We start from the raw sequence: 19,519 nt of genomic DNA on the forward strand, positions 1-19,519 counted from the left end.
CTGTTGTTTTGTGTTTCCCTCCCGGTGCACGTAAAGTAATGCACGCAACAGCGCAAGCACCTCCTTGAGGGGTGCTAGTGTTTTGTGGATCGGGATATGGCGCAGTTTGGTAGCGCACTCGCTTTGGGAGCGAGGGGTCGTGGGTTCAAATCCCGCTATCCCGACAGTACTAAGATGACCCTCGGGCTAACCAGCCCAAGGGTCATTCGCATATTCGCGGCTCCGGGGGGATAGATCAAAGTCGGCGTGACGTGGCGGGATTAACTGGTTTCAGCGCGTTCAGTTTGGCCAAAGGCCCAGTAATAATCGACCCTTACGCAGCCAGCGGGGCGTCGACATATAAAATTGACGATCGACCGAAAAGATGCGGGAACGACCGCGCCCCAGAAACGGCGTATCGTGACAAAAGACCGCATCCGCGAAACCCTATTATCGACACAGGAGTGTGCATTCGTGAAGAGCTCTGTAGAGAAGCTGAGCGCCACCCGCACCAAGATCACCGTCGAGGTACCCTTCGAGGAGCTCAAGCCGGAGTTCGACAAGGCGTATGCCTCCCTGGCGCAACAAGTAAACATGCCAGGATTCCGCAAGGGTAAGGCCCCTGCAAAGTTGCTGGAAGCGCGTCTAGGCCGTGGCATGGTGCTGGATCAGGTAATAAACGAGATGCTGCCAAGCCGTTACAGCCAGGCAGTCGATGAGCACGACCTCAAGGTGCTTAGCCAGCCGGACATCGACATCACCGAGCTGGAAGATGGCAAGCACGTCATCTTCACTGCTGAGGTTGACGTTCGCCCAGAGATCGACGTTCCAGACTTCTCCAAGATTTCCGTCGAGGTCGACCCAGTAGTCGCCGACGAGGCTGCAGTCGACGAGGAACTGAAGAACCTACAGGCACGCTTCGGCACCCTGAAGCCAGTTGAGCGCGCTGTGAAGAAGGGCGACTTCGTTTCCATTGATCTCTCCGCCACCATCGATGGTGAGACCGTTGACGAGGCGACTACCGAGGGGCTGTCCCACGAGGTCGGCAACGATTCCCTCATTGAGGGCTTGGACGATACCCTGGTCGGCATGAAGGAGGGGGAGGAAAACACCTTCACCTCTAAGCTCGTTGCCGGTGAACACGCGGATGAAGAGGCCGAAGTCACCGTGAAGGTCGTATCCGTCAAGGAACGTGAACTGCCAGAGCTCGATGACGAGTTCGCACAGCTGGCCTCCGAGTTCGACACCTTGGACGAGCTGCGCGACTCCCTGAAGACCCAGGTGGAGAACCAGCTGAAGAATACCCAGGCCGGTCAGATTCGTGACAAGGTCTTGGAAGCTGCTCTGGACCAGGCCGAGGTTCCGCTGCCTGAGTCCGTTGTCAAGGAGCAGGTCGACGGGCAGATCCAGCAGATCATCGCCCAGTTCGGTGGTGACGAGAAGGTATTCGAGTCCATGCTGGCCGCACAGGACTTGACCCGTGAGAAGTTCGAAGAGGACGCACGCAGCTCCGCTGAGGATTCCGTGCGTACCCAGTTGTTCCTCGATGCGCTGGCTGACGTTGAGCAGCCAAACGTCTCCCAGGAAGAGCTGATGGACCACATCGCGTTCACGGCTAACCAGTACGGTATGGACCCGAACCAGTTCATCATGCAGCTGCAGCAGGCTAACCAGCTGGGCAGTCTGTTCGCCGACGTTCGTCGCGGTAAGGCTCTGGCATTGAACATCGCCAAGACCTCCGTGAAGGACACTGACGGCGAGGTTGTCGATCCCAAGCAGTTCTTTGGTGAGGAAGAGGCCGAGGGTGCCGAGGCCGAGGAGTCCACGGCTGACGCGAAGGCTGAGAAGAAGGCCGGCACCAAGACCGAGAAGAAGGCCGAGGACAAGGACGACAAGCCTGCGAAGAAGACCGCAGCTAAGAAGTCCACCAAGAAGACTGCGGCGAAGAAGTCCACCGCCAAGAAGTCCACGACGAAGAAGTCCACCAAGAAGGCTGACTCTTCAGAGGACAAGTAAATCCGCGCTCCGCCCTCTGGCCCTCGCTGAGCACCGACCGTCGCGCAGAATAGTGCGTGGGCGTGGCCATCAGCGGATGAGGGGCGGGGTTTCTAGGGTTTAGACGCTCCCACTGGTCTTGTCGACAAGACCGGTGGGCTTTGTCTTTTCCTGTCTCAATGCCTGCAGCTTTTTTCGTTTCGACGCCGACCTCCTCCCCGGATCGTGCGCTGATAGCGAACAAGCGCCTTCGGCGTCACACGATGTCCATAGACGTGACTAGGCTGGGGCGCACAACGAATTACACCTTGCTATAAGGAGCACAATGAGTACTCAATCCAGCCCTCGGGCGGCTAACGGCATGGAGGCCCCGAACATGAACGATCATGTTTTCGAGCGCCTGCTGCGGGAGCGCATTATCTTCCTCGGCAGCCAGGTCGATGACGAGATCGCCAACAAGCTCTGTGCCCAGATCCTGTTGTTGGCGGCGGAGGATCCCACCAAGGACATCTCCCTGTACATCAACTCTCCCGGTGGTTCGGTCACTGCGGGCATGGCTATCTACGACACGATGCGTTACGCACCGTGCGATATTGCCACCTACGGCATGGGATTGGCAGCATCCATGGGGCAGTTTCTGCTCTCCGCCGGGACTAAGGGAAAGCGCTACGCTCTGCCACACGCTCGCATTATGATGCACCAGCCATCTGCCGGTGTGGGCGGTACCGCTGCGGACATTGCTATCCAGGCCGAGCAGTTTGCGCATACTAAGCGCGAAATGGCGGAGCTCATTGCTGAGTTCACCGGCCAGACCGTGGAGCAGATTACCAAGGATTCGGATCGTGATCGCTGGTTCACGGCCCAACAAGCCAAGGAGTACGGCTTCGTTGATCACGTCATCACCTCTGCGAAGGAGAAGTAAGAACCATGCAGATGCCAGAAATGCGATACATCCTGCCATCCTTCGTAGAGCACTCTAGCTACGGTGCGAAGGAATCTAATCCGTACAACAAGCTGTTCGAGGAGCGCATCATTTTCCTGGGAACCCAGGTCGATGATGCTTCTGCCAATGACATCATGGCGCAGCTGTTGGTTTTGGAAGGTCTCGATCCAGACCGTGATATCACCATGTACATCAACTCGCCCGGTGGCTCTTTCACCAGCTTGATGGCGATTTACGACACGATGCAGTACGTACGACCCGATGTACAGACCGTGTGCCTCGGGCAGGCAGCATCCGCTGCCGCGGTGTTGCTGGCTGCCGGTACCCCGGGCAAGCGTGCCGCGTTGCCGAACGCCCGAGTGCTGATTCACCAGCCTGCCACCGGCGGGGTTCAGGGCCAGGTTTCCGACTTAGAGATTCAGGCCAAGGAAATCGAGCGCATGCGTACCCTGATGGAAACCACGTTGGCGCGCCACACCGGTCGTACTGCCGAGCAGGTTCGAATCGACACGGACCGTGACAAGATCCTTACCGCTGAGGAAGCCAAGGAATACGGCATCATCGATCAGGTATTTGAATACCGAAAGCTTTCCGCGCAAGATTAAGTTCTTCACGAAGAAAAGCGTTGTCATCGCGGGGTTCGGGGCCGGTAGGCCTCGGGCCCCGCGTGGCGTCGGTAATGAGGAAGCCCAGATGTGGCCCGCGTGTTTTCCCCTGCGGCGGTGAGTGCTGTGGGGGAGAGGGGCGTCGGTTCAATAGAGTAAGAAATGTGCGACACACCCACCGCCAGCAGGACACGGTGATGGTTGCGACGGCGGGTAAAGTGGAAAGCCTGAAGGCCGAAGGTGCTGTCGTTGTGGGGAATGTGGCAACGGGGCAGCACTCCGAGAGATTAGTAGAAAGCTGGACTGGAAACTCATGCCAGAAAGCGCAGAGCTATTGAAGTGCTCATTTTGCGGAAAGAGTCAAAAGCAGGTCCGCAAGCTCATCGCGGGGCCTGGTGTTTACATCTGCGATGAATGCATTGAACTGTGCAACGAGATCATTGAAGAGGAAATGATCTCCGCACCCGGTGGTGAGGGGAGCGATAAGCTGCCGAAACCATCGGAAATCGCTAAGTTCTTGGACGAATACGTCATCGGCCAAGACGATGCCAAGCGCACTTTGGCAGTGGCTGTGTACAACCATTACAAACGCATCAAGGTGGAGGAGGCCAATGCATCGGCCCGTCGCAGTGATGATGAAGTGGAGCTCAGCAAATCCAATATCTTGATGCTGGGGCCAACTGGTTCCGGTAAGACCTACTTGGCACAGTCTCTCGCCCGGAAGTTGGATGTGCCCTTCGCTATCGCCGATGCCACCAGCCTGACGGAGGCCGGTTACGTGGGCGAAGACGTGGAAAACATCCTGCTCAAACTGCTGCAGGCTGCGGATTTTGATGTAGCGAAGGCGCAGCGCGGGATCATTTACGTTGACGAGGTTGACAAGATTTCGCGGAAGTCGGAAAACCCTTCCATCACGCGCGATGTTTCGGGAGAAGGTGTGCAGCAGGCGCTGCTGAAGATTCTGGAGGGCACCGTTGCCAGCGTTCCGCCACAAGGTGGGCGCAAGCACCCCAACCAGGAGTTCATCCAATTCGACACGAAGAACGTGTTGTTCATTGTGGCGGGCGCGTTTGCGGGGCTGGAGAAGGTGGTCTCCGAACGTCGAGGCAAGAAGGGGCTGGGTTTCGGAGCTGAGATCAGCGGAAAGAAGGACGAGGAACCGAATCCGTTCCAGTACGTTGAGCCCGAGGATCTGGTGAAATTCGGGTTGATTCCGGAGCTGATTGGTCGTCTCCCCGTGGTCACCCACGTGGGGCACCTGGATGAGCAGGCGCTTGTACGGGTTCTGACCGAGCCGAAAAACTCCCTAGTGCGCCAGTATCAGCGGTTGTTCGAGATGGACGGGGTGCAGCTGAGCTTCACTGATGAGGCGCTGACCGAGATAGCTCAGCAGGCACTCGCGCGCGAAACCGGTGCCCGCGGGCTGCGGTCCATCATGGAGACAATCCTGTTGCCGATCATGTTCGCCATCCCAGAGGACGAGAAGACAGGTGAGGTCGTGATCACTGGTGAGTGCGCTGCTGGCAAGGCGGAGCCCACGCTACTGAGCCACGAGGAAGTCGCGGAGCGTGAGCGGAAGTCCGCGTAGGTTCGTGACTGCGGTGCTGGGGATGCTCCGCTAAGGGGCGGGTGCGATAGGCCGTGGGCGTGGTTGGGGGTCGGTGCGATAGGTCGTGGGCGTGGTTGGGGGTCGGTGCGATAGGCCGCGGGCGTGGTTGGCGGCGGGTGTGATAGGCCGTGGGCGTGGTGCTTGGGCCGTGTTGGCTGTTTGACTGACTGGGCCAGCGGTGGCTTAGTTCTAGCTACTCCCAGTCGTGGTGCTCAGTGGCGTATAACGAGGCCGCCACCGAGCTCGGCAGCCCCACCGAACTGGTGTGGGTTTGTGAAGAGTGCGTGTATGACGAGCCCTGGGACGTCGGCATGGTGGTCGTGAGGAATGCGAGTACTGCATCCTCGGTCAGCTTGCTCATCCCTTGCCGGTTAGCTTCATCGGAGGCATTCATGCCGTATAGAGCGTGAAACGCGGGCCCGTGCGCCATGGGGAAAGAGCACAGCGCCACGATGATCACGTAGAGGTCTTCCGCGGAGACGCCGTAGCGAAATGCGCCGATGTCGTGACCTCGCATTAGCACGCGATCGAGTTGCAAGATAACAGGCGATTGCTCCAGTTCCACCGTTGGTATCTCCTTGCTTTCCCTCCGACCCACATTGTCGGCCACGATGAAAGCGACCTCCGCGGGATGCTGATGGAAGCGGTGGAACGTGGTGCTGACTAGGTGGCGCAGCGCGTTGACAGGGGTGAGTGTGTACAGCTCCTCATCCATGACCGCATCGAGGCTTTCGTCCAATTCCGGCCAGATCTGAGCGTGCGCGAAGCGCAGACACTCCCCATACAGCTCCGCGATATCCGCGAGTGGCCGCTGGGTCGCGGGTACTCCGCTGCGGTGAGCGAGCTCTTCTTTTTCCTGCTCACTTACTTCTTCTCGACGCCCCGCTAGCAGCGGTAGCGCCTCTGTCATGAGTCTTAGGTAGTCACCGGAAGGTAGCCCGTATCGTGCAGCAGATTGGGGGAGGTTGGACATGTTCCACATCCTACCCAGACGGAAAACCGCAGCGACGGCTAACCTCGAGAGGGTAGCAAGAACCGAGGGATAGTGGTTTTCGCTTAAGGATCACTGGCTCGGCGCACGCACGCTCAATGGAAGGAATGACAGAACATCATGAATCAGCAGGTTACGAACCAGCAGTTAGCAAACAATGGCTCCACCCTGGACGATAGTTCCCCAGTTACGGTGACTGTCACCGGCGCGGCTGGTCAGATCGGCTATTCACTCCTCTTCCGGTTGGCTACTGGCGAGGTTTTCGGTCAGCGCAAGGTCAATCTGCGGTTGCTGGAGACGGAAGAGGGTGCGAAGGTCGCGAAGGGCGTAGCCATGGAACTGGCCGATTGCGCGTTCCCCTTGCTGGGTGAGGTGACGATTAGTACTGATCCCGCAGAGGGCTTTAAGGGCGCCAACGCGGCTTTTCTTGTGGGAGCAAAGCCTCGCCAGAAGGGGGAGGAGCGTTCTGATCTGCTCCAAGCCAACGGCAAGATCTTCGCACCGCAGGGTAAAGCGATTGGTGAGGTAGCCGCAGATGGCATTCGTGTTCTGGTGGTCGGAAACCCAGCAAATACCAATGCGGCCATTGTGGCTGCGCACGCTCAGGGTGTGGCCCCGCAGCAGATTACGGCCCTGACTCGCCTGGATCATAATCGTGCATTAGCGCAGATCGCAGAAAAGTTGGATGTGGCCGTGACAGATCTGACAAACATGACTGTGTGGGGTAACCACTCGGCCACTCAGTTCCCGGATGTTACCGAGCTAAAGGTCAAGGGGGAACCGGCAGGGGACAAGCTTGACGACCAGTGGGTCAACGATGAGTTCATTCCGCGGGTGGCTAAGCGTGGCGCGGAAATCATCGAAGTTCGTGGGCGTAGCTCCGCGGCGTCTGCTGCTTCTGCGGCATGTGATCATATGCGTACCTGGATTAACGGAACTGCTGGGAATGACTGGGTATCCGTTGCATTGCCTTCCGATGGCTCGTATGGAGTTCCAGAAGGCCTAGTGAGCAGCTTCCCTTGCCGCAGCGTGGACGGGCAGTGGGAGATTGTCCAAGGTCTAGAGCTCTCAGACGATCAGCGTGACCGGATTAACAATTCCGTGGCGGAACTGCAGGAAGAGCTAGATGCAGTGAAATCTGCTGGATTGGTTTGACAGCGCGCGTTGGTGGGAGTCGTCGCTATATAGGTTGTCAGTCCCGCAGGTGAGGTGGCCAGCCCCCAGGTGAGGTTGTCAGTCCCGCGGGTGCGGTTGTCAGTCCCGCGGGTGCGGTTGCCAGTCCCGCAGGTGCAGTTGCTGGAGACTAGGTAGTTCGTGAGAGGATAGGAGGTGCTCCCGAACGCCCCAGTGCCGGTGTTTTCGCACGCATCGCAGTGCCGGTGTGCTCGCGAACCTCCCAGTGCCGGTGTGCTCCCGAACCTCCCAGTGCCAGAGTGCTCGCGTGCAACGCAGTGCCGGTGTTTTCGCGATGAAAACGAATGTGCAGCAGAACTCCAACAAAATCGCGCCGATTTGTCGGAGTTCTGCTGCACATTTTGCATTCTGTGGGGGGCAGCGTGTCCGGTGCCGGGCACTTCGCTCCGCGGTGTTCGTTCCCAGGGTTGAGATACTCCCAACGCTTAAAAACTCACTACCGCAAAAAATTTTGCACGGGAAAGCGAAAATCAGCCCGCCCGTCGCAGTTGCGTGCCACGATGATGATTATGACGAATTCCGGTGCCAATTCTCACCAACTGTTCCCCGAATCCGCCGATACTCCATCTGTGCCCCGTTACGCGCAAGCTCCCCGAGCGCAAACGCTTCCGCAATATGACCTTTTCACACGGGCCATGGCCGTCGGAAGTAGGGCGATGACCTCGCTCCCTGCGCCTCTTTTGAAACTAGCTGGGACACGCACGAACCGCGATGGCAATGTTTTAGACTCTGACATCGCCCTCACCCTCAAAGTCCTCGGAATCATTCACAGCAAACAGTATTGGGATGTGACCATTGATAAAGCTCGTCAAATGATCGATGACGAAGCTTTCATGGGAGCAGGAAATACGCTTCCCGTAGGAAGCGTGACGGAGCACGACGTGCGGGGAGTGCGCGTTCGCCACTACCGGCCCCAAGGGGCGGAATCCCCTGATCGAGCTCAAGCGACCGTTGTTTATTTCCACGGCGGCGGGTGGACCCTCGGCTCGCTGGATTCCCATGATTCGACCTGCCGCTGGATCTGCAACCGGGCAGAAGTAGCGGTACTGTCCGTGGATTATCGCCTCGCGCCCGAGCACCGTTTCCCCGCGGGGTTTGATGATGCCTATGCGGTCGTGGATGCTGCCATGTCCACAGGGGAAATCGCTGGCGTGGATTCGCAAAGGATCGCGGTGGCGGGGGATTCCGCCGGCGGTAATTTCGCTGCTGCGGTTTGTTTGCGGCGTCGAGATGAAAAGAAACCCCAGCCGGCCCTGCAGGTACTGATCGTGCCTGTGACCAACTTGGCACAACCCCGATCGGAGAGTTACCACGAGTTTTCCGAAGGTCTTTTCCTCACCAGCGAACAGATGGATTGGTACGAAAAACAGTACCTCGGGCCAGACGGCGATCGCCAGAATCCCTACGTATCCCCACTTTTGGCGGCCGATGTGGCGGGTGTGGCACCGGCATATGTGGCGGTCGCGGGCTTTGATCCCCTGCGCGATGAGGGCGAAGCCTACGCAAGGAGGCTGGCGGAGCACGGGGTGCCAGTTACACTGCGACGCCACGCGGGCCTCGTTCACCCATTCGCGAACTCGACGGGGATTTGGTCTGGCGCTCGGCGTGCCATGGATGAAGCGGTGGGAGCTATCCGTTTCGCGCTGCAAGTTTAAGCCGGGCCTAGGGCCAAATGCGCGTGATCGGGGCAGGTGTATAACGCTTTCCGGTCAATCCCGGCTGTGCAGTGGTGTGTTAGCTGACGAGCTGCAGGGGATGTCCGTACTGTCTACTACACTGGTTCACCGTGAGTGAAAATAGTGAAAACCGTGCGTCCGAGGCCACCGCTATGCGTGGCACCATTGGTCCAGATCGTTCTGGAGCCCTGCCCAAGGCATGGGACCCGTCGATCGTAGAGACAACCCTCTACAACGGCTGGGTTGAGGCCGGTTATTTCACGGCGGATACCAGCAGCGATAAGCCCCCTTTCAGCATTGTTCTGCCGCCACCAAACGTGACCGGACAATTGCACATGGGCCACGCTTTGGACCACACCCTGATGGATGCCATAGCACGCCGTAAACGCATGCAGGGTTATGAGGTTTTGTGGTTGCCTGGTTCTGACCACGCGGGCATCGCTACCCAAACCAAGGTGGAAGCCACACTCAAGGAAACTGAAGGCAAGGATCGCTTCGACTACGGTCGTGAAGAATTCATTGAGCGCGTGTGGAAGTGGAAGTACCAGTACGGCGATGTTATCTCTAGCCAGATGCGCGCTGTTGGTGATTCCGTCGACTGGTCCCGCGAGCGTTTCACTTTGGACGAGGGGCTGTCCCGTGCGGTGCAGACCATGTTTAAGGAACTGTACGACAAGGGATTGATTTACCGCGCCAACCGAATGGTGAACTGGTCGCCAGTACTGCAAACTGCCATATCCGACATCGAGGTTGTGTACTCCGATGACGAGGGTGAGTTGGTGAGCATTCGCTACGGTTCTTTGGATGACAACGAACCACACGTGGTCGTTGCCACCACCCGTGTAGAAACGATGCTGGGAGATGTGGCTGTGGCCGTGCACCCAGACGACGAGCGGTATGCGGACATGGTTGGCACCAGCCTGCCACACCCATTCTTGCCTGATCGTCAGATGATAATCGTGGCCGACGACTACGTGGATCCGGAATTCGGTACCGGTGCGGTGAAGATCACGCCTGCACACGACCCGAATGACTTTGCACTGGGGCAGCGCCACAACCTGCCAATGCCAATCGTTATGAACGAAACCGGCCATATTGCAGATACCGGCACAGAGTTCGACGGCATGGATCGTTACGAAGCCCGTGAGAAGATTCGCCTGGCTCTCGAGGAACAGGGCCGGATTGTGGAACGCAAGTTCCCTTATATCCACTCTGTGGGGCACTCCGAGCGCAGCCACGAAGCGATCGAACCTAGGTTGTCCCTGCAATGGTGGGTGAAGGTGGATGAGCTGGCCAAGATGGCTGGCGATGCCATTCGCAATGGCGACACCGTGATTCACCCTAAGTCTCAAGAGCCTCGTTGGTTTGACTGGGTCGATGACATGCACGATTGGTGCATTAGTCGTCAGCTGTGGTGGGGGCACCGCATCCCGATTTGGTACGGTCCTGATGGTGAAATTGTCTGTTGTGGTCCCGATGATGAGCCCCCCACGGGTGAGGGCTGGACACAGGACGAAGATGTCCTAGACACCTGGTTCAGTTCCGGCCTGTGGCCATTTTCCACCATGGGTTGGCCCGAAAAGACCCCGGAGCTGGAGAAATTCTATCCCACCTCTGTACTGGTGACCGGGTACGACATCTTGTTCTTCTGGGTGGCGCGCATGATGATGTTCGCAACCTTCGCGGACAGTTTGGGTACTTCCGTATTAGGCGAAACCAATGGCGGTGAAGGCCATGCCACCCGTACCGATGGTGCAGTGGCTAACTCAGACCACGGCGATCGCCCTCAGATTCCTTTCAAGGACGTTTTCTTGCACGGCTTGGTCCGGGACGAAAAGGGCCGCAAAATGTCCAAGTCCTTGGGCAACGGTATCGATCCGATGGATTGGGTGCGCGACTATGGTGCGGATGCTCTGCGCTTCACGCTAGCTCGCGGTGCTAACCCAGGTTCCGATTTGCCCGTTGGCGAGGATTCTGCGCAGTCGTCCCGCAACTTCGCTACCAAGTTGTTCAATGCAACCAAGTTCGCATTGATGAATGGTGCACAGGTGGGGCAACTACCGGCCCGCGAGGAACTTACCGATGCTGACCGATGGATTCTGGATCGCCTGGAGCAAGTGCGTGCGCTAGTTGATGACGCCCTGGATCGTTACGAATTCTCCTTGGCTAACGAGAACCTATACAAGTTCGCCTGGGGCGAATTGTGCGACTGGTATCTAGAAATTGCCAAGGTACAGATCCCACGCGACTGGGATGTGGCAACGCCGGATGAGGTTCAGCGGGGCATCAATACCCAGTTAGTGCTGGGCCGTGTGCTGGATACCGTCCTGCGCCTGCTGCACCCTGCGATGCCATTTGTCACGGAGACCCTGTGGAAGAGCTTGACTAATGGTACCGAGGGGTACCCTGCTTCCCTGGTTATCGCTCCATGGCCTGGCGAGGAACTCACTAATGGCGGTGCAGAGGCAGACCACGTGGCAGCGCGCCGCATCGATGACATGGTGAAGCTGGTGACCGAGCTGCGCCGGTTCCGTTCAGACCAGGGCGTCAAGCCAACTCAAAAGGTGCCAGCACGAATGGACTTTGCCGCAGCAGATTTGAAGGAGCTGGAACCGGCGACCCGCTCGTTAGTGAAGCTGCAGCAGCCAGCCGAGGACTTTAGGGCAACAGCGTCCATCGAGGTGCGCCTATCCCAACCAACGATCACCGTGGAGCTCGATACCTCGGGCACGGTGGATATCGCCGCTGAGCGCAAGCGCTTAGAGAAGGATCTCGCTGCAGCGCAAAAGGAACTGGACAATGCAGCTAAGAAGTTGAGCAATGAATCGTTCTTGGCCAAGGCACCAGACAAGGTAGTAGAGGGTATCCGCGAACGTCAGCGCGTTGCGCAAGACGACTTTGATCGCATCACTGCCCGTTTGGAGGGACTTCCGAAGGCATGACAGATTCGCAACACGGGCTCCACAACGACTATGAGTCCGACGACCACGAGCCCAATGGCCCCAAGGCCAATGACCTCGACCACCTCGAAGAAGTCAGCATGGGGGACCTTTCACTCGGAGACACCGGGTTAACACTTCCCATCGATGCTGGCCAGGGGCGATTGGACAGCGGGCTACCCTCCGGTGGCACCACCGCAACCCAAGGTGGTGAGGGTACCGGGTTGGCAGGCCCAACCGGAGGGGATGGCCCGTTGGTGGATGCCGATGGGGAGCAGGTGGTGCCCCCGCGTCCTATCACCACGGAGGACATGAAGGACCTCGCGGAGGTCGAAGCGGAACTGGACCAGCGATGGCCGGAAACCAAGATCGATCCCACGCTGGAGCGTGTTCAGCTGCTGATGGATTTGCTGGGCAATCCCGAGCGAGCGTTTCCCGTCATCCACGTCGCCGGGACGAACGGTAAAACGTCCACCGTTCGTATGATCGAATCGCTGATGCGTGCGTTCCACCGTCGAACGGGGCGTACTACCAGCCCCCACTTGCAGATCGTTACCGAGCGCATCGCGGTCGACGGCGAACCCATCCACCCTCGTGACTACATAGCCACATGGCGCGAGATTCAGCCATACGTCGAGATGGTGGATGCCCAGAGCCAGGCTAACGGCGGCCCCAAGATGAGCAAGTTCGAAGTGCTCGTCGCGATGGCTTATTCCAGTTTCGCAGATGCCCCGGTGGACGTGGCGGTTGTGGAAACGGGTATGGGCGGCAGGTGGGATGCCACCAATGTGGTCAATGCCGACGTGGCGGTGATCACACCCATCGGGCTGGATCACATGGATTATCTCGGAGACACCATTGAGGAAATCGCTGCCGAAAAGGCGGGTATCATCAAGTCCCGCTGGGATGCTGACGACCTTCTCACCCCACCGGATAATGTCACGGTGATCGCTGAGCAAGACCCCGATGCAATGCGGGTAGTGCTGGCAGAAGCCGTTGAAAAGGATTCCGCGGTCGCCCGTGCCGGCAGCGAATTCGGTGTCGCTGACGCGCAGATTGCCGTCGGTGGTCAGCAAATCACGCTCAGGGGACTGGGCGGTATGTATGAGGACATCTTCTTGCCCCTGTCCGGTGAGCATCAAGCGCGCAACGCGGTTGTGGCCCTGGCTGCTGTTGAAGCATTCTTCGGTGCAGGTAGTGGCCGTCAGCTGGATATCGATGCTGTTCGCGAGGGCTTTGCCAAGGTCACCTCACCCGGTCGCCTTGAGCGCGTGCGCTCGGCCCCCAGTGTTTTCATCGATGCCTCACACAACCCCCACGGCGCCAAGGCCTTGGCCGCCGCGGTTGCTCGGGATTTTTCTTTCCGACGCCTCGTTGGTGTCGTCGGCGTGCTTGGCGATAAAGACGCTCGAGGCATCCTTGCAGCTCTAGAACCCGTGCTCGATGAAGTTGTTATCACTCGAACGCAGTCGCCGCGGGCGCTGGATGAAGAAACCCTAGCGGAGTACGCTCGGGATGCTTTCGGGGAAGAACGGGTGCATGTCACCACCAACCTGCCCGGTGCGGTGGAGTTGGCTATTGAGCTGGCGGAAGATGACGGCGATGAAGGCATGGTCAGTGGGGCGGGGGTGCTCATCACCGGCTCGGTGGTGACAGCGGGTGAGGCCCGTACGCTATTTGGCAAGCAACCGTGCTGATCGCCCGCCCCGGTCAGCACTGCGCCTTCGGGCCCAGCGTAACGGGCACGAGGTTTTCGTTACCTCCGCACCTAGGGGGTAGCGTTAATTCCTATGCGACCCTGGGACGTGGGGTCGCGTGGCGTCGGGTGTAAAAAAACCACGAGAAATCAAGGAGAAGCAGTGGCAAAAAACCGTGCTCACGATCTGCAGATGGGCCCATTTGGCCCAGGGCATGAGCCGGCGGCGGACCCGCTGAAAGGCCTACGGGGTGTGATGGCGGGTACCCACATTTTGGAGGCTCTCGTTGTCCTACTGGGGCTGACCGTGGTGACCCGAATTCACGACGGGGAATACGCGACAACATTCAACATTGTGTACGTGACCGTCGTGGGCGTGGCGATGATTGTGGCAGCTTTCCTGCAAAAGGCGAAGTTCGCTGACATCTTGAATATCGGGTTGCAGGTTTTTGCGATCGCAGGGTTTGTGGTGCACCCGTCCATTGGCGCGATGGGCCTGCTGTTCGCAGCGGTATGGTGGTATATCTACCACCTGAAAAGGAATCTCATCGAGCGCATGAAGCGCGGGCTGTTGCCCTCCCAGCACGTGGGACCGGACGGTAAGTTCGATTCGATCAAGCCTGAGTAAGCAGTGCGGAGTACAGCACGGTAGACTTTTGGGCATGACTGAACGTACTTTGATTCTGATCAAGCCAGACGGTGTTAAGAATGGCCACGTAGGCGAGATCATCGCTCGCATCGAGCGCAAGGGCCTGAAGCTGGCTGCTTTGGACCTGCGCGTTACCGACCGGGAGACCGCAGAGAAGCACTACGCGGAGCACTCCGACAAGCCATTTTTCGGTGAGCTCGTGGACTTCATCACCTCCGCCCCGCTGGTGGCGGGCATCGTCGAGGGCGAGCGTGCAATTGAGGCATGGCGCCAGCTCGCGGGTGGCACCGACCCAGTTTCTAAGGCCACGCCGGGCACCATCCGCGGTGACTTTGCCCTGACTGTGGGTGAGAACGTTGTGCACGGTTCCGACTCTCCAGAGTCCGCTGAGCGCGAGATCGGAATCTGGTTCCCTAACCTGTAACCCACCAGCGCTTTATCCCAGCGTTGGCGAATTGACTAACCCGTCACATCCGAGCAACCCCGGAGGTGGCGGGTTTTTCCATGCTTATGCGTTGCTGCACTGCTTCGGGCATACAGCAATTTCGGGCTAGCTCACCTGAGGCATTAGTGGCAGCCCCACGCTTTTCTTGAATGTCTCGCGACCCTTTTCGGTGAGCGTTACCCAGTGCACGCGGCCATCGTGGGAGCGGAGTTCCCGGATCAGCACGGCCTGGCCGGAACGTACTAGTTCATCTAGTGCGGCTTGTGTTGCGTTAGCATCCATTCCGTAGTGAGCCACGGACTCGGTGAGGGCATCGGTTCGAATTTGGTAACCACCGGGGACGATCTGGCTGGCGTAAAGGTACGCGCGCAGCCACTCGGCATCGTTGCGGATGTGAAGGGCGCCGTCACTTTCTACGTTTTTCACTAGTGAATAATGAACTGGTCGCCACGCGGGTGAACGCATGGCGATCCACATGATTACTCCGGCGAGAACGGCGAACACGGTGGCAAACGCCCAACTGGCGAAGAATCGAGACATGTTGAGGGGAATGAACATGAGCAACAGCACGATCACCCCCCGGCCTTCTTCTTTCCAACTCCACGGTGTGCGGGCCAGTTCTGCATCCGTTTTCATGGGGGAGTAGTCGTTACCGCGCTTGCCCTTGTGGCGCAATGTGAACCACCACACCAGTCCAATTGCCAACGCTAGAAACAGCAGGATGAGCGCAGGTAGTGTGCCCTTCTGGGGCGAAGCGGCCGTGAATGCTGCGATCGCGGTCAATACAGCGACAGTTAGCCTGCCGCCAACGCTAGGCTGGGTAGCCGAACTGATACCGAGGAGCGTGGGTTTGTCCAAAGCCGCGGGAGAATTCATACCAGCGATCGTAACAATCGCGTTCCCGTTTCACTCTGCCAACAGGTATGGTTCGCGCAGATGTATGACACAATAGAAAGCAGGCCAGCACCGTCCACAACGATGATGCGACGCAGTAGTGCCGGCCATAAAACTTAAATACACAGCTTTTACAAGGAGAATCGTGGCGAAAATCAGCCCGGAACTTGCAGCTCAGGCTGCCCAAATTAATACCGAGGAGTGGGGGGCCAAGATGCGAGTCCACCTGCTGGCCAAGCAGCTGGGACTGCGCGCGTCCGAACTACTTCCACATATCGAATCTGCCGGTATCGAGGGCAAGAAGGTGCAGTCTTCCCTCACTAAGCAGGAAGCTGCCAGTGTTGTTGCGGCTTTGTCTTCGGGGGACGACGCCACGTCGCAACCGGAAACGCCTTCCGCGGGGAAGTCGGCGTCGAAGAAAGAAAAGGCCAACAAGCCACAGCGGAAGAAAACGGCAACGAGGAAGAAAACTCAGGTTGCTGGTGCGAATGCTGCCGAAGCTGGCCGAGAGGACGTGGCGGACAAGCCTGAGAAGACGGAGCCGGTTTCGGAGCCTGAGACCATTGAAAAGGGTCAGGCGGAGCAGGTAGAGCCAGCCGAGCCGGTCGAACCACAGGAGCAGGCGGGGCAGGCCAAGCGGAGCAAGCGGGTCGAGCAGGGAGAGCAGGCCGAACCACAGGAACAGGCCAAGCGGAGCCAACAGACCAAACCGGCCAAGCGCAGCGAACAGACCAAACAGGCCAAGCGGAGCAAGCAGGCCGAGCAGAGCAAGCGGGTCGAGCAGACCGAGCAGGCCGAACCACAGGAGCGGGCAGGGCAGGAAGAGCAGAGCGAACAGACCACGCAGGGCGAGCAGACGGGTGGTGGCCAGGGGGGTGCATCGCAGCGGCGTCGTGCTCGCCGCAGGGTAGTGCGCCGCGTGATTGGACGCTCCGCAAACCAGAACGCGCCCGCGAATGAAGGTGCCGCTGCACAGACGGAAAATGCTACGAACGATAGTGCTGCTCGCGGTGGTGGTGCGGACGACAATGATGCGCAGAAAGCCGGGGCGAATCAGAGTACTGCTAAGGATGACAAGCGAGAAGGCGCTCAGCGGCGGAAATCTAAGAATGACCCAGCCGCTTCGACCCCTAAGCGTGTCGAGGAACTGCACCCTGCCGAGCGTGATGAATCCGACGTTGTGGATCAACCTGTCCGTCTGAAGGGGTCCACCCGTTTGGCATCTCAGCGTCAGTGGCGGCGCGAGAACCGCGAACGTACCCAGACTGTAAGTCGATCTGCGTTCTTGGCCCGTCGCGAATCCGTCGAGCGGAAGTTGGTGGTGCGTGATTCTCATCGCTCTGATCACCAAGGCCTGACTACTCAGGTTGGAGTGGTCGAAGACGGCATGCTGGTGGAACACTTCGTAACTAGTGAGACGCAGCAGTCGATGGTGGGCAACATCTACCTCGGCCGCGTACAGAACGTCCTGTCCAGCATGGAGGCCGCGTTCATCGACATTGGCACTGGCCGTAATGCTGTCCTGTATGCGGGCGAGATGAATTGGCACTCGCCCCACCTGCATTCCAAGAACCGCCGTATTGATTCGGCCTTGAAAGCCGGCGACCAGATCCTGGTGCAGGTCATCAAGGACCCAGTCGGGCATAAGGGCGCTCGGTTGAGCAACCGAGTGAGTTTCGCCGGGCGCTACTTGGTTTACTTCCCCGGAGGAACGACCGCGGGTATTTCCCGGAAGCTGCTTGAACCGGAGCGTAAGCGACTGAAAGACATCCTGGCCAATGTGATTCCCGGTGACGGCGGAGCCATTATCCGCACGGCAGCTGAGAATGTCCCTGAAGAACTAATCGGGGAGGACGTGGCACGCCTGCACTCCATCTGGGAAAAGGTCAGCAAGGAAGAAGTGAAAGCTCGCGATCGCAAGGGTGCGAAGCCGATCACGCTCTACGAAGAGCCAAACATGCTGGTCAAGGTTGTCCGTGACATCTTCAATGAGGATTTCAAGGAACTCGTCGTCGATGGTGCAAAGTCGTGGCAAGTGGTTCGTGACTATGTGTCACGCATGGCACCTGACTTGCAAGATCGCCTCATCAAGTGGAATCCCGATAGGCACGAAGGCGAAGATGTTTTCGCCGCGATGAACCTAGACGAGCAGCTGACGAAGGCGCTGTCGCGGAAGGTATGGCTGCCATCCGGTGGGCACCTCATCATTGATCCGACTGAGGCCATGACGGTTATTGACGTTAACACGGGATCGTTTGTCGGCTCCGGTGGAAACCTCGAGGAAACGGTTACTCAGAATAACCTTGAAGCGGCCGAAGAGATCGTTCGCCAGATGCGCCTGCGTGACCTGGGCGGCATGATTGTCGTGGATTTCATCGACATGGTATTGGAAGAAAACCGGGACCTCGTGCTGCGTCGTTTGACCGAGTACCTTGGCCGGGACCGTACCCGTCACAAGGTCAGTGAAGTAACGTCGCTGGGCTTGGTGCAGATGACCCGTAAGCGTTTAGGTACCGGTTTGCTGGAGACCTTCTCCACGATCTGTACCGAATGCGACGGTCGCGGTGTGATCTTGCATGCTGATCCTGTGGAGCATGAGGAGGAGGAAGCGCCACGCCGTGATCACGGCCACCGGAAGGAACGTCAGCAAGCGCGACGTCAACAAGTCATGCGTGAAGGTACGGGCAAGCCACGTCGCGATGAATCCTCCCGTCGTGGTGACAAAGCACAACGTGACGACAACGACGCTGGGTCCAGCTCGACTGAGGTGGGATCGCCCGCTGAGTTGGCATCTTCTGCGGAGCAGACCGAGTCGCGCAGTCACGATAAGGCCACATCTACCCGTCGAGTGCGCCGCCGTCGCGTTGTGCGTAGCGTGACGGGATCGCAGCCCGATACCGATGCGCGCAACGTTGATGAGGGCCTGACCCATCGTCGTCGCACCAAGGGCAACAACCTAGCCGATGACGGACAGGCAAAGACTAACCGTCGCCGGCGTGCAAATGACGTGGCTATCGACGACATCGCAGCATCCGCCTTGCGCAATGCAAAAGCTGAGGATCCAGATGAGCCATCGGGTGCTGACTACATGCCCAACGATGCGCATGGTGATGAGAGGGCTTCTCAGCGCATCGCGCGGAATAACCGAGGCAACCGGGGCAACCGCGATTACCGGGACAACCGAGGCAACCAGGGCAACCGCGATAACCGGGACAGCCGCGATAACCAGGACACCCAAGGCAACCGCGACAAGGACAGCGAAGGCGTAAGCGCGTCCCGCCGTCGTCGCGTTCGCCGCGTTGTCCGTGCGCGCCACGTGAATGCCGCGAACACTTTGGAGCAAGGTCAGGCGCCAGCCGATAGGGCCTCATCGAGTACAGAACACACCGATGTCACCCAATCCGAAGCGACGCAGTCTCGTGAATCGCAGTCCAGCGATTCCCGGAAGCAGCGAACGGCACGTGGTCGCCACGCGGACTCGCAGACTTTCGAAGAAGCGAAGGCTGAGTTCGAAGCTTCACCGCGCCGGAAGCGCCAAACGCGCGGTAATTCGCGGTCAGACATTGCACCACAACCGGAGGACTTTGAGCGCACCGGCGCTAAGGACCCCGGTCAAGGTGGGCGCGGTTGGAGCAACCGAACCCGGGACGGCCGCAACCAGAACAACCGCAACAATCGCGGTCATGACGGCCAAGGTCAGGTTAACCGCGGAACGGGACAGCAACTGGATAGTGCTGCCCCACGCGGTGGCCGTGGCACCCGTCGTGTGCGTCGCGTGGTTCGCAAGCGAACCTAGCGGGGAAAGCATGCTGCTCAAGTGCAGACAAAGAGCCTTTTGTGGCGCGTGTGAAACCACACGAGGGTGATTTTGTTTCCAGCCTTTTTAGGGGTAGTCTTGAGCAGT

Annotated in this window: 13 protein-coding genes and 1 tRNA gene; 12 read left to right on the forward strand and 2 right to left on the reverse strand. The window is 58.6% G+C overall.

Annotation, left to right across the window (positions count from 1 at the left end; translation table 11 throughout):
- The first annotated feature begins 90 nt into the window (after positions 1–90).
- The 5 genes from HMPREF3098_RS03000 to clpX all read left to right on the forward strand — a co-directional run bounded on the left by HMPREF3098_RS03000 (position 91) and on the right by clpX (position 5,110).
- Positions 91–164, forward strand: a tRNA-Pro gene (locus tag HMPREF3098_RS03000).
- Between the two features lie 289 nt (positions 165–453).
- Positions 454–1,995 carry a trigger factor gene (gene tig, locus HMPREF3098_RS03005; protein ID WP_070433998.1) on the forward strand — a complete coding sequence of 514 codons (1,542 nt, stop codon included), beginning with the start codon at positions 454–456 and terminating at the stop codon, positions 1,993–1,995.
- A gap of 304 nt (positions 1,996–2,299) precedes the next feature.
- A complete protein-coding gene (locus tag HMPREF3098_RS03010) occupies positions 2,300–2,896 on the forward strand; it encodes an ATP-dependent Clp protease proteolytic subunit (RefSeq protein WP_035114347.1) in 597 nt (198 codons plus the stop codon).
- Positions 2,897–2,901: 5 nt separating this feature from the next.
- Entirely contained in the window at positions 2,902–3,522 is a 621-nt protein-coding gene (locus HMPREF3098_RS03015) for an ATP-dependent Clp protease proteolytic subunit (RefSeq protein ID WP_070433943.1), read from the forward strand.
- Positions 3,523–3,835: 313 nt separating this feature from the next.
- Positions 3,836–5,110, forward strand: a complete 1,275-nt coding sequence (gene clpX, locus HMPREF3098_RS03020; RefSeq protein ID WP_070433944.1) for an ATP-dependent Clp protease ATP-binding subunit ClpX — start codon at positions 3,836–3,838, stop codon at positions 5,108–5,110.
- Between the two features lie 214 nt (positions 5,111–5,324).
- Here the strand turns inward: clpX and HMPREF3098_RS03025 are convergent, their stop codons facing one another.
- Positions 5,325–6,104: a hypothetical protein gene (locus HMPREF3098_RS03025; protein WP_083284007.1), complete on the reverse strand. Its 780-nt coding sequence runs from the start codon at positions 6,102–6,104 to the stop codon at positions 5,325–5,327.
- A gap of 138 nt (positions 6,105–6,242) precedes the next feature.
- Here HMPREF3098_RS03025 and HMPREF3098_RS03030 point away from each other — a divergent pair, with 138 nt between their 5' ends.
- The 6 genes from HMPREF3098_RS03030 (at position 6,243) to ndk (ending at position 14,700) form a co-directional block, all read left to right on the forward strand.
- The gene (locus HMPREF3098_RS03030; protein WP_070433946.1) at positions 6,243–7,277 is read left to right on the forward strand and encodes a malate dehydrogenase; all 1,035 of its coding nucleotides are present in this window, start codon (positions 6,243–6,245) and stop codon (positions 7,275–7,277) included.
- Positions 7,278–7,825: 548 nt separating this feature from the next.
- Positions 7,826–8,971 (forward strand): alpha/beta hydrolase, encoded by a 1,146-nt coding sequence (locus HMPREF3098_RS03035; RefSeq protein WP_246815823.1) that lies wholly within the window; start codon positions 7,826–7,828, stop codon positions 8,969–8,971.
- Between the two features lie 173 nt (positions 8,972–9,144).
- Positions 9,145–11,934, forward strand: a complete 2,790-nt coding sequence (locus HMPREF3098_RS03040; protein ID WP_246815827.1) for a valine--tRNA ligase — start codon at positions 9,145–9,147, stop codon at positions 11,932–11,934.
- A gap of 98 nt (positions 11,935–12,032) precedes the next feature.
- The gene (locus tag HMPREF3098_RS03045) at positions 12,033–13,628 is read left to right on the forward strand and encodes a bifunctional tetrahydrofolate synthase/dihydrofolate synthase (protein ID WP_083284029.1); all 1,596 of its coding nucleotides are present in this window, start codon (positions 12,033–12,035) and stop codon (positions 13,626–13,628) included.
- 162 nt (positions 13,629–13,790) lie between these two features.
- Positions 13,791–14,255 (forward strand): DUF4233 domain-containing protein, encoded by a 465-nt coding sequence (locus HMPREF3098_RS03050; protein WP_070433949.1) that lies wholly within the window; start codon positions 13,791–13,793, stop codon positions 14,253–14,255.
- Between the two features lie 34 nt (positions 14,256–14,289).
- The gene (gene ndk / locus HMPREF3098_RS03055; protein WP_035113277.1) at positions 14,290–14,700 is read left to right on the forward strand and encodes a nucleoside-diphosphate kinase; all 411 of its coding nucleotides are present in this window, start codon (positions 14,290–14,292) and stop codon (positions 14,698–14,700) included.
- Positions 14,701–14,826: 126 nt separating this feature from the next.
- Here the strand turns inward: ndk and HMPREF3098_RS03060 are convergent, their stop codons facing one another.
- On the reverse strand, positions 14,827–15,597 hold the full coding sequence (locus HMPREF3098_RS03060; protein WP_070433950.1) for a helix-turn-helix domain-containing protein: 771 nt from the start codon (positions 15,595–15,597) through the stop codon (positions 14,827–14,829).
- Between the two features lie 163 nt (positions 15,598–15,760).
- Here HMPREF3098_RS03060 and HMPREF3098_RS03065 point away from each other — a divergent pair, with 163 nt between their 5' ends.
- Positions 15,761–19,411 (forward strand): Rne/Rng family ribonuclease, encoded by a 3,651-nt coding sequence (locus HMPREF3098_RS03065; protein ID WP_070433951.1) that lies wholly within the window; start codon positions 15,761–15,763, stop codon positions 19,409–19,411.
- The last annotated feature ends 108 nt before the right edge of the window (positions 19,412–19,519 follow it).

This window comes from Corynebacterium sp. HMSC28B08 (genome assembly GCF_001806865.1).
In the GTDB taxonomy this organism is placed as follows: Bacteria; Actinomycetota; Actinomycetes; order Mycobacteriales; family Mycobacteriaceae; genus Corynebacterium; species Corynebacterium auriscanis.

Excerpts from the sequence above, each read along its gene's own strand:
- HMPREF3098_RS03010 (WP_035114347.1), top strand. The coding sequence starts at position 2,300 with ATGAGTACTCAATCCAGCCCTCGGGCGGCTAACGGCATGGAGGCCCCG.
- HMPREF3098_RS03015 (WP_070433943.1), top strand. The coding sequence starts at position 2,902 with ATGCAGATGCCAGAAATGCGATACATCCTGCCATCCTTCGTAGAGCAC.
- clpX (WP_070433944.1), top strand. The coding sequence starts at position 3,836 with ATGCCAGAAAGCGCAGAGCTATTGAAGTGCTCATTTTGCGGAAAGAGT.
- HMPREF3098_RS03025 (WP_083284007.1), bottom strand. The coding sequence starts at position 6,104 with ATGTCCAACCTCCCCCAATCTGCTGCACGATACGGGCTACCTTCCGGT.
- HMPREF3098_RS03030 (WP_070433946.1), top strand. The coding sequence starts at position 6,243 with ATGAATCAGCAGGTTACGAACCAGCAGTTAGCAAACAATGGCTCCACC.
- HMPREF3098_RS03035 (WP_246815823.1), top strand. The coding sequence starts at position 7,826 with ATGACGAATTCCGGTGCCAATTCTCACCAACTGTTCCCCGAATCCGCC.
- HMPREF3098_RS03040 (WP_246815827.1), top strand. The coding sequence starts at position 9,145 with ATGCGTGGCACCATTGGTCCAGATCGTTCTGGAGCCCTGCCCAAGGCA.
- HMPREF3098_RS03045 (WP_083284029.1), top strand. The coding sequence starts at position 12,033 with ATGGGGGACCTTTCACTCGGAGACACCGGGTTAACACTTCCCATCGAT.
- ndk (WP_035113277.1), top strand. The coding sequence starts at position 14,290 with ATGACTGAACGTACTTTGATTCTGATCAAGCCAGACGGTGTTAAGAAT.
- HMPREF3098_RS03060 (WP_070433950.1), bottom strand. The coding sequence starts at position 15,597 with ATGAATTCTCCCGCGGCTTTGGACAAACCCACGCTCCTCGGTATCAGT.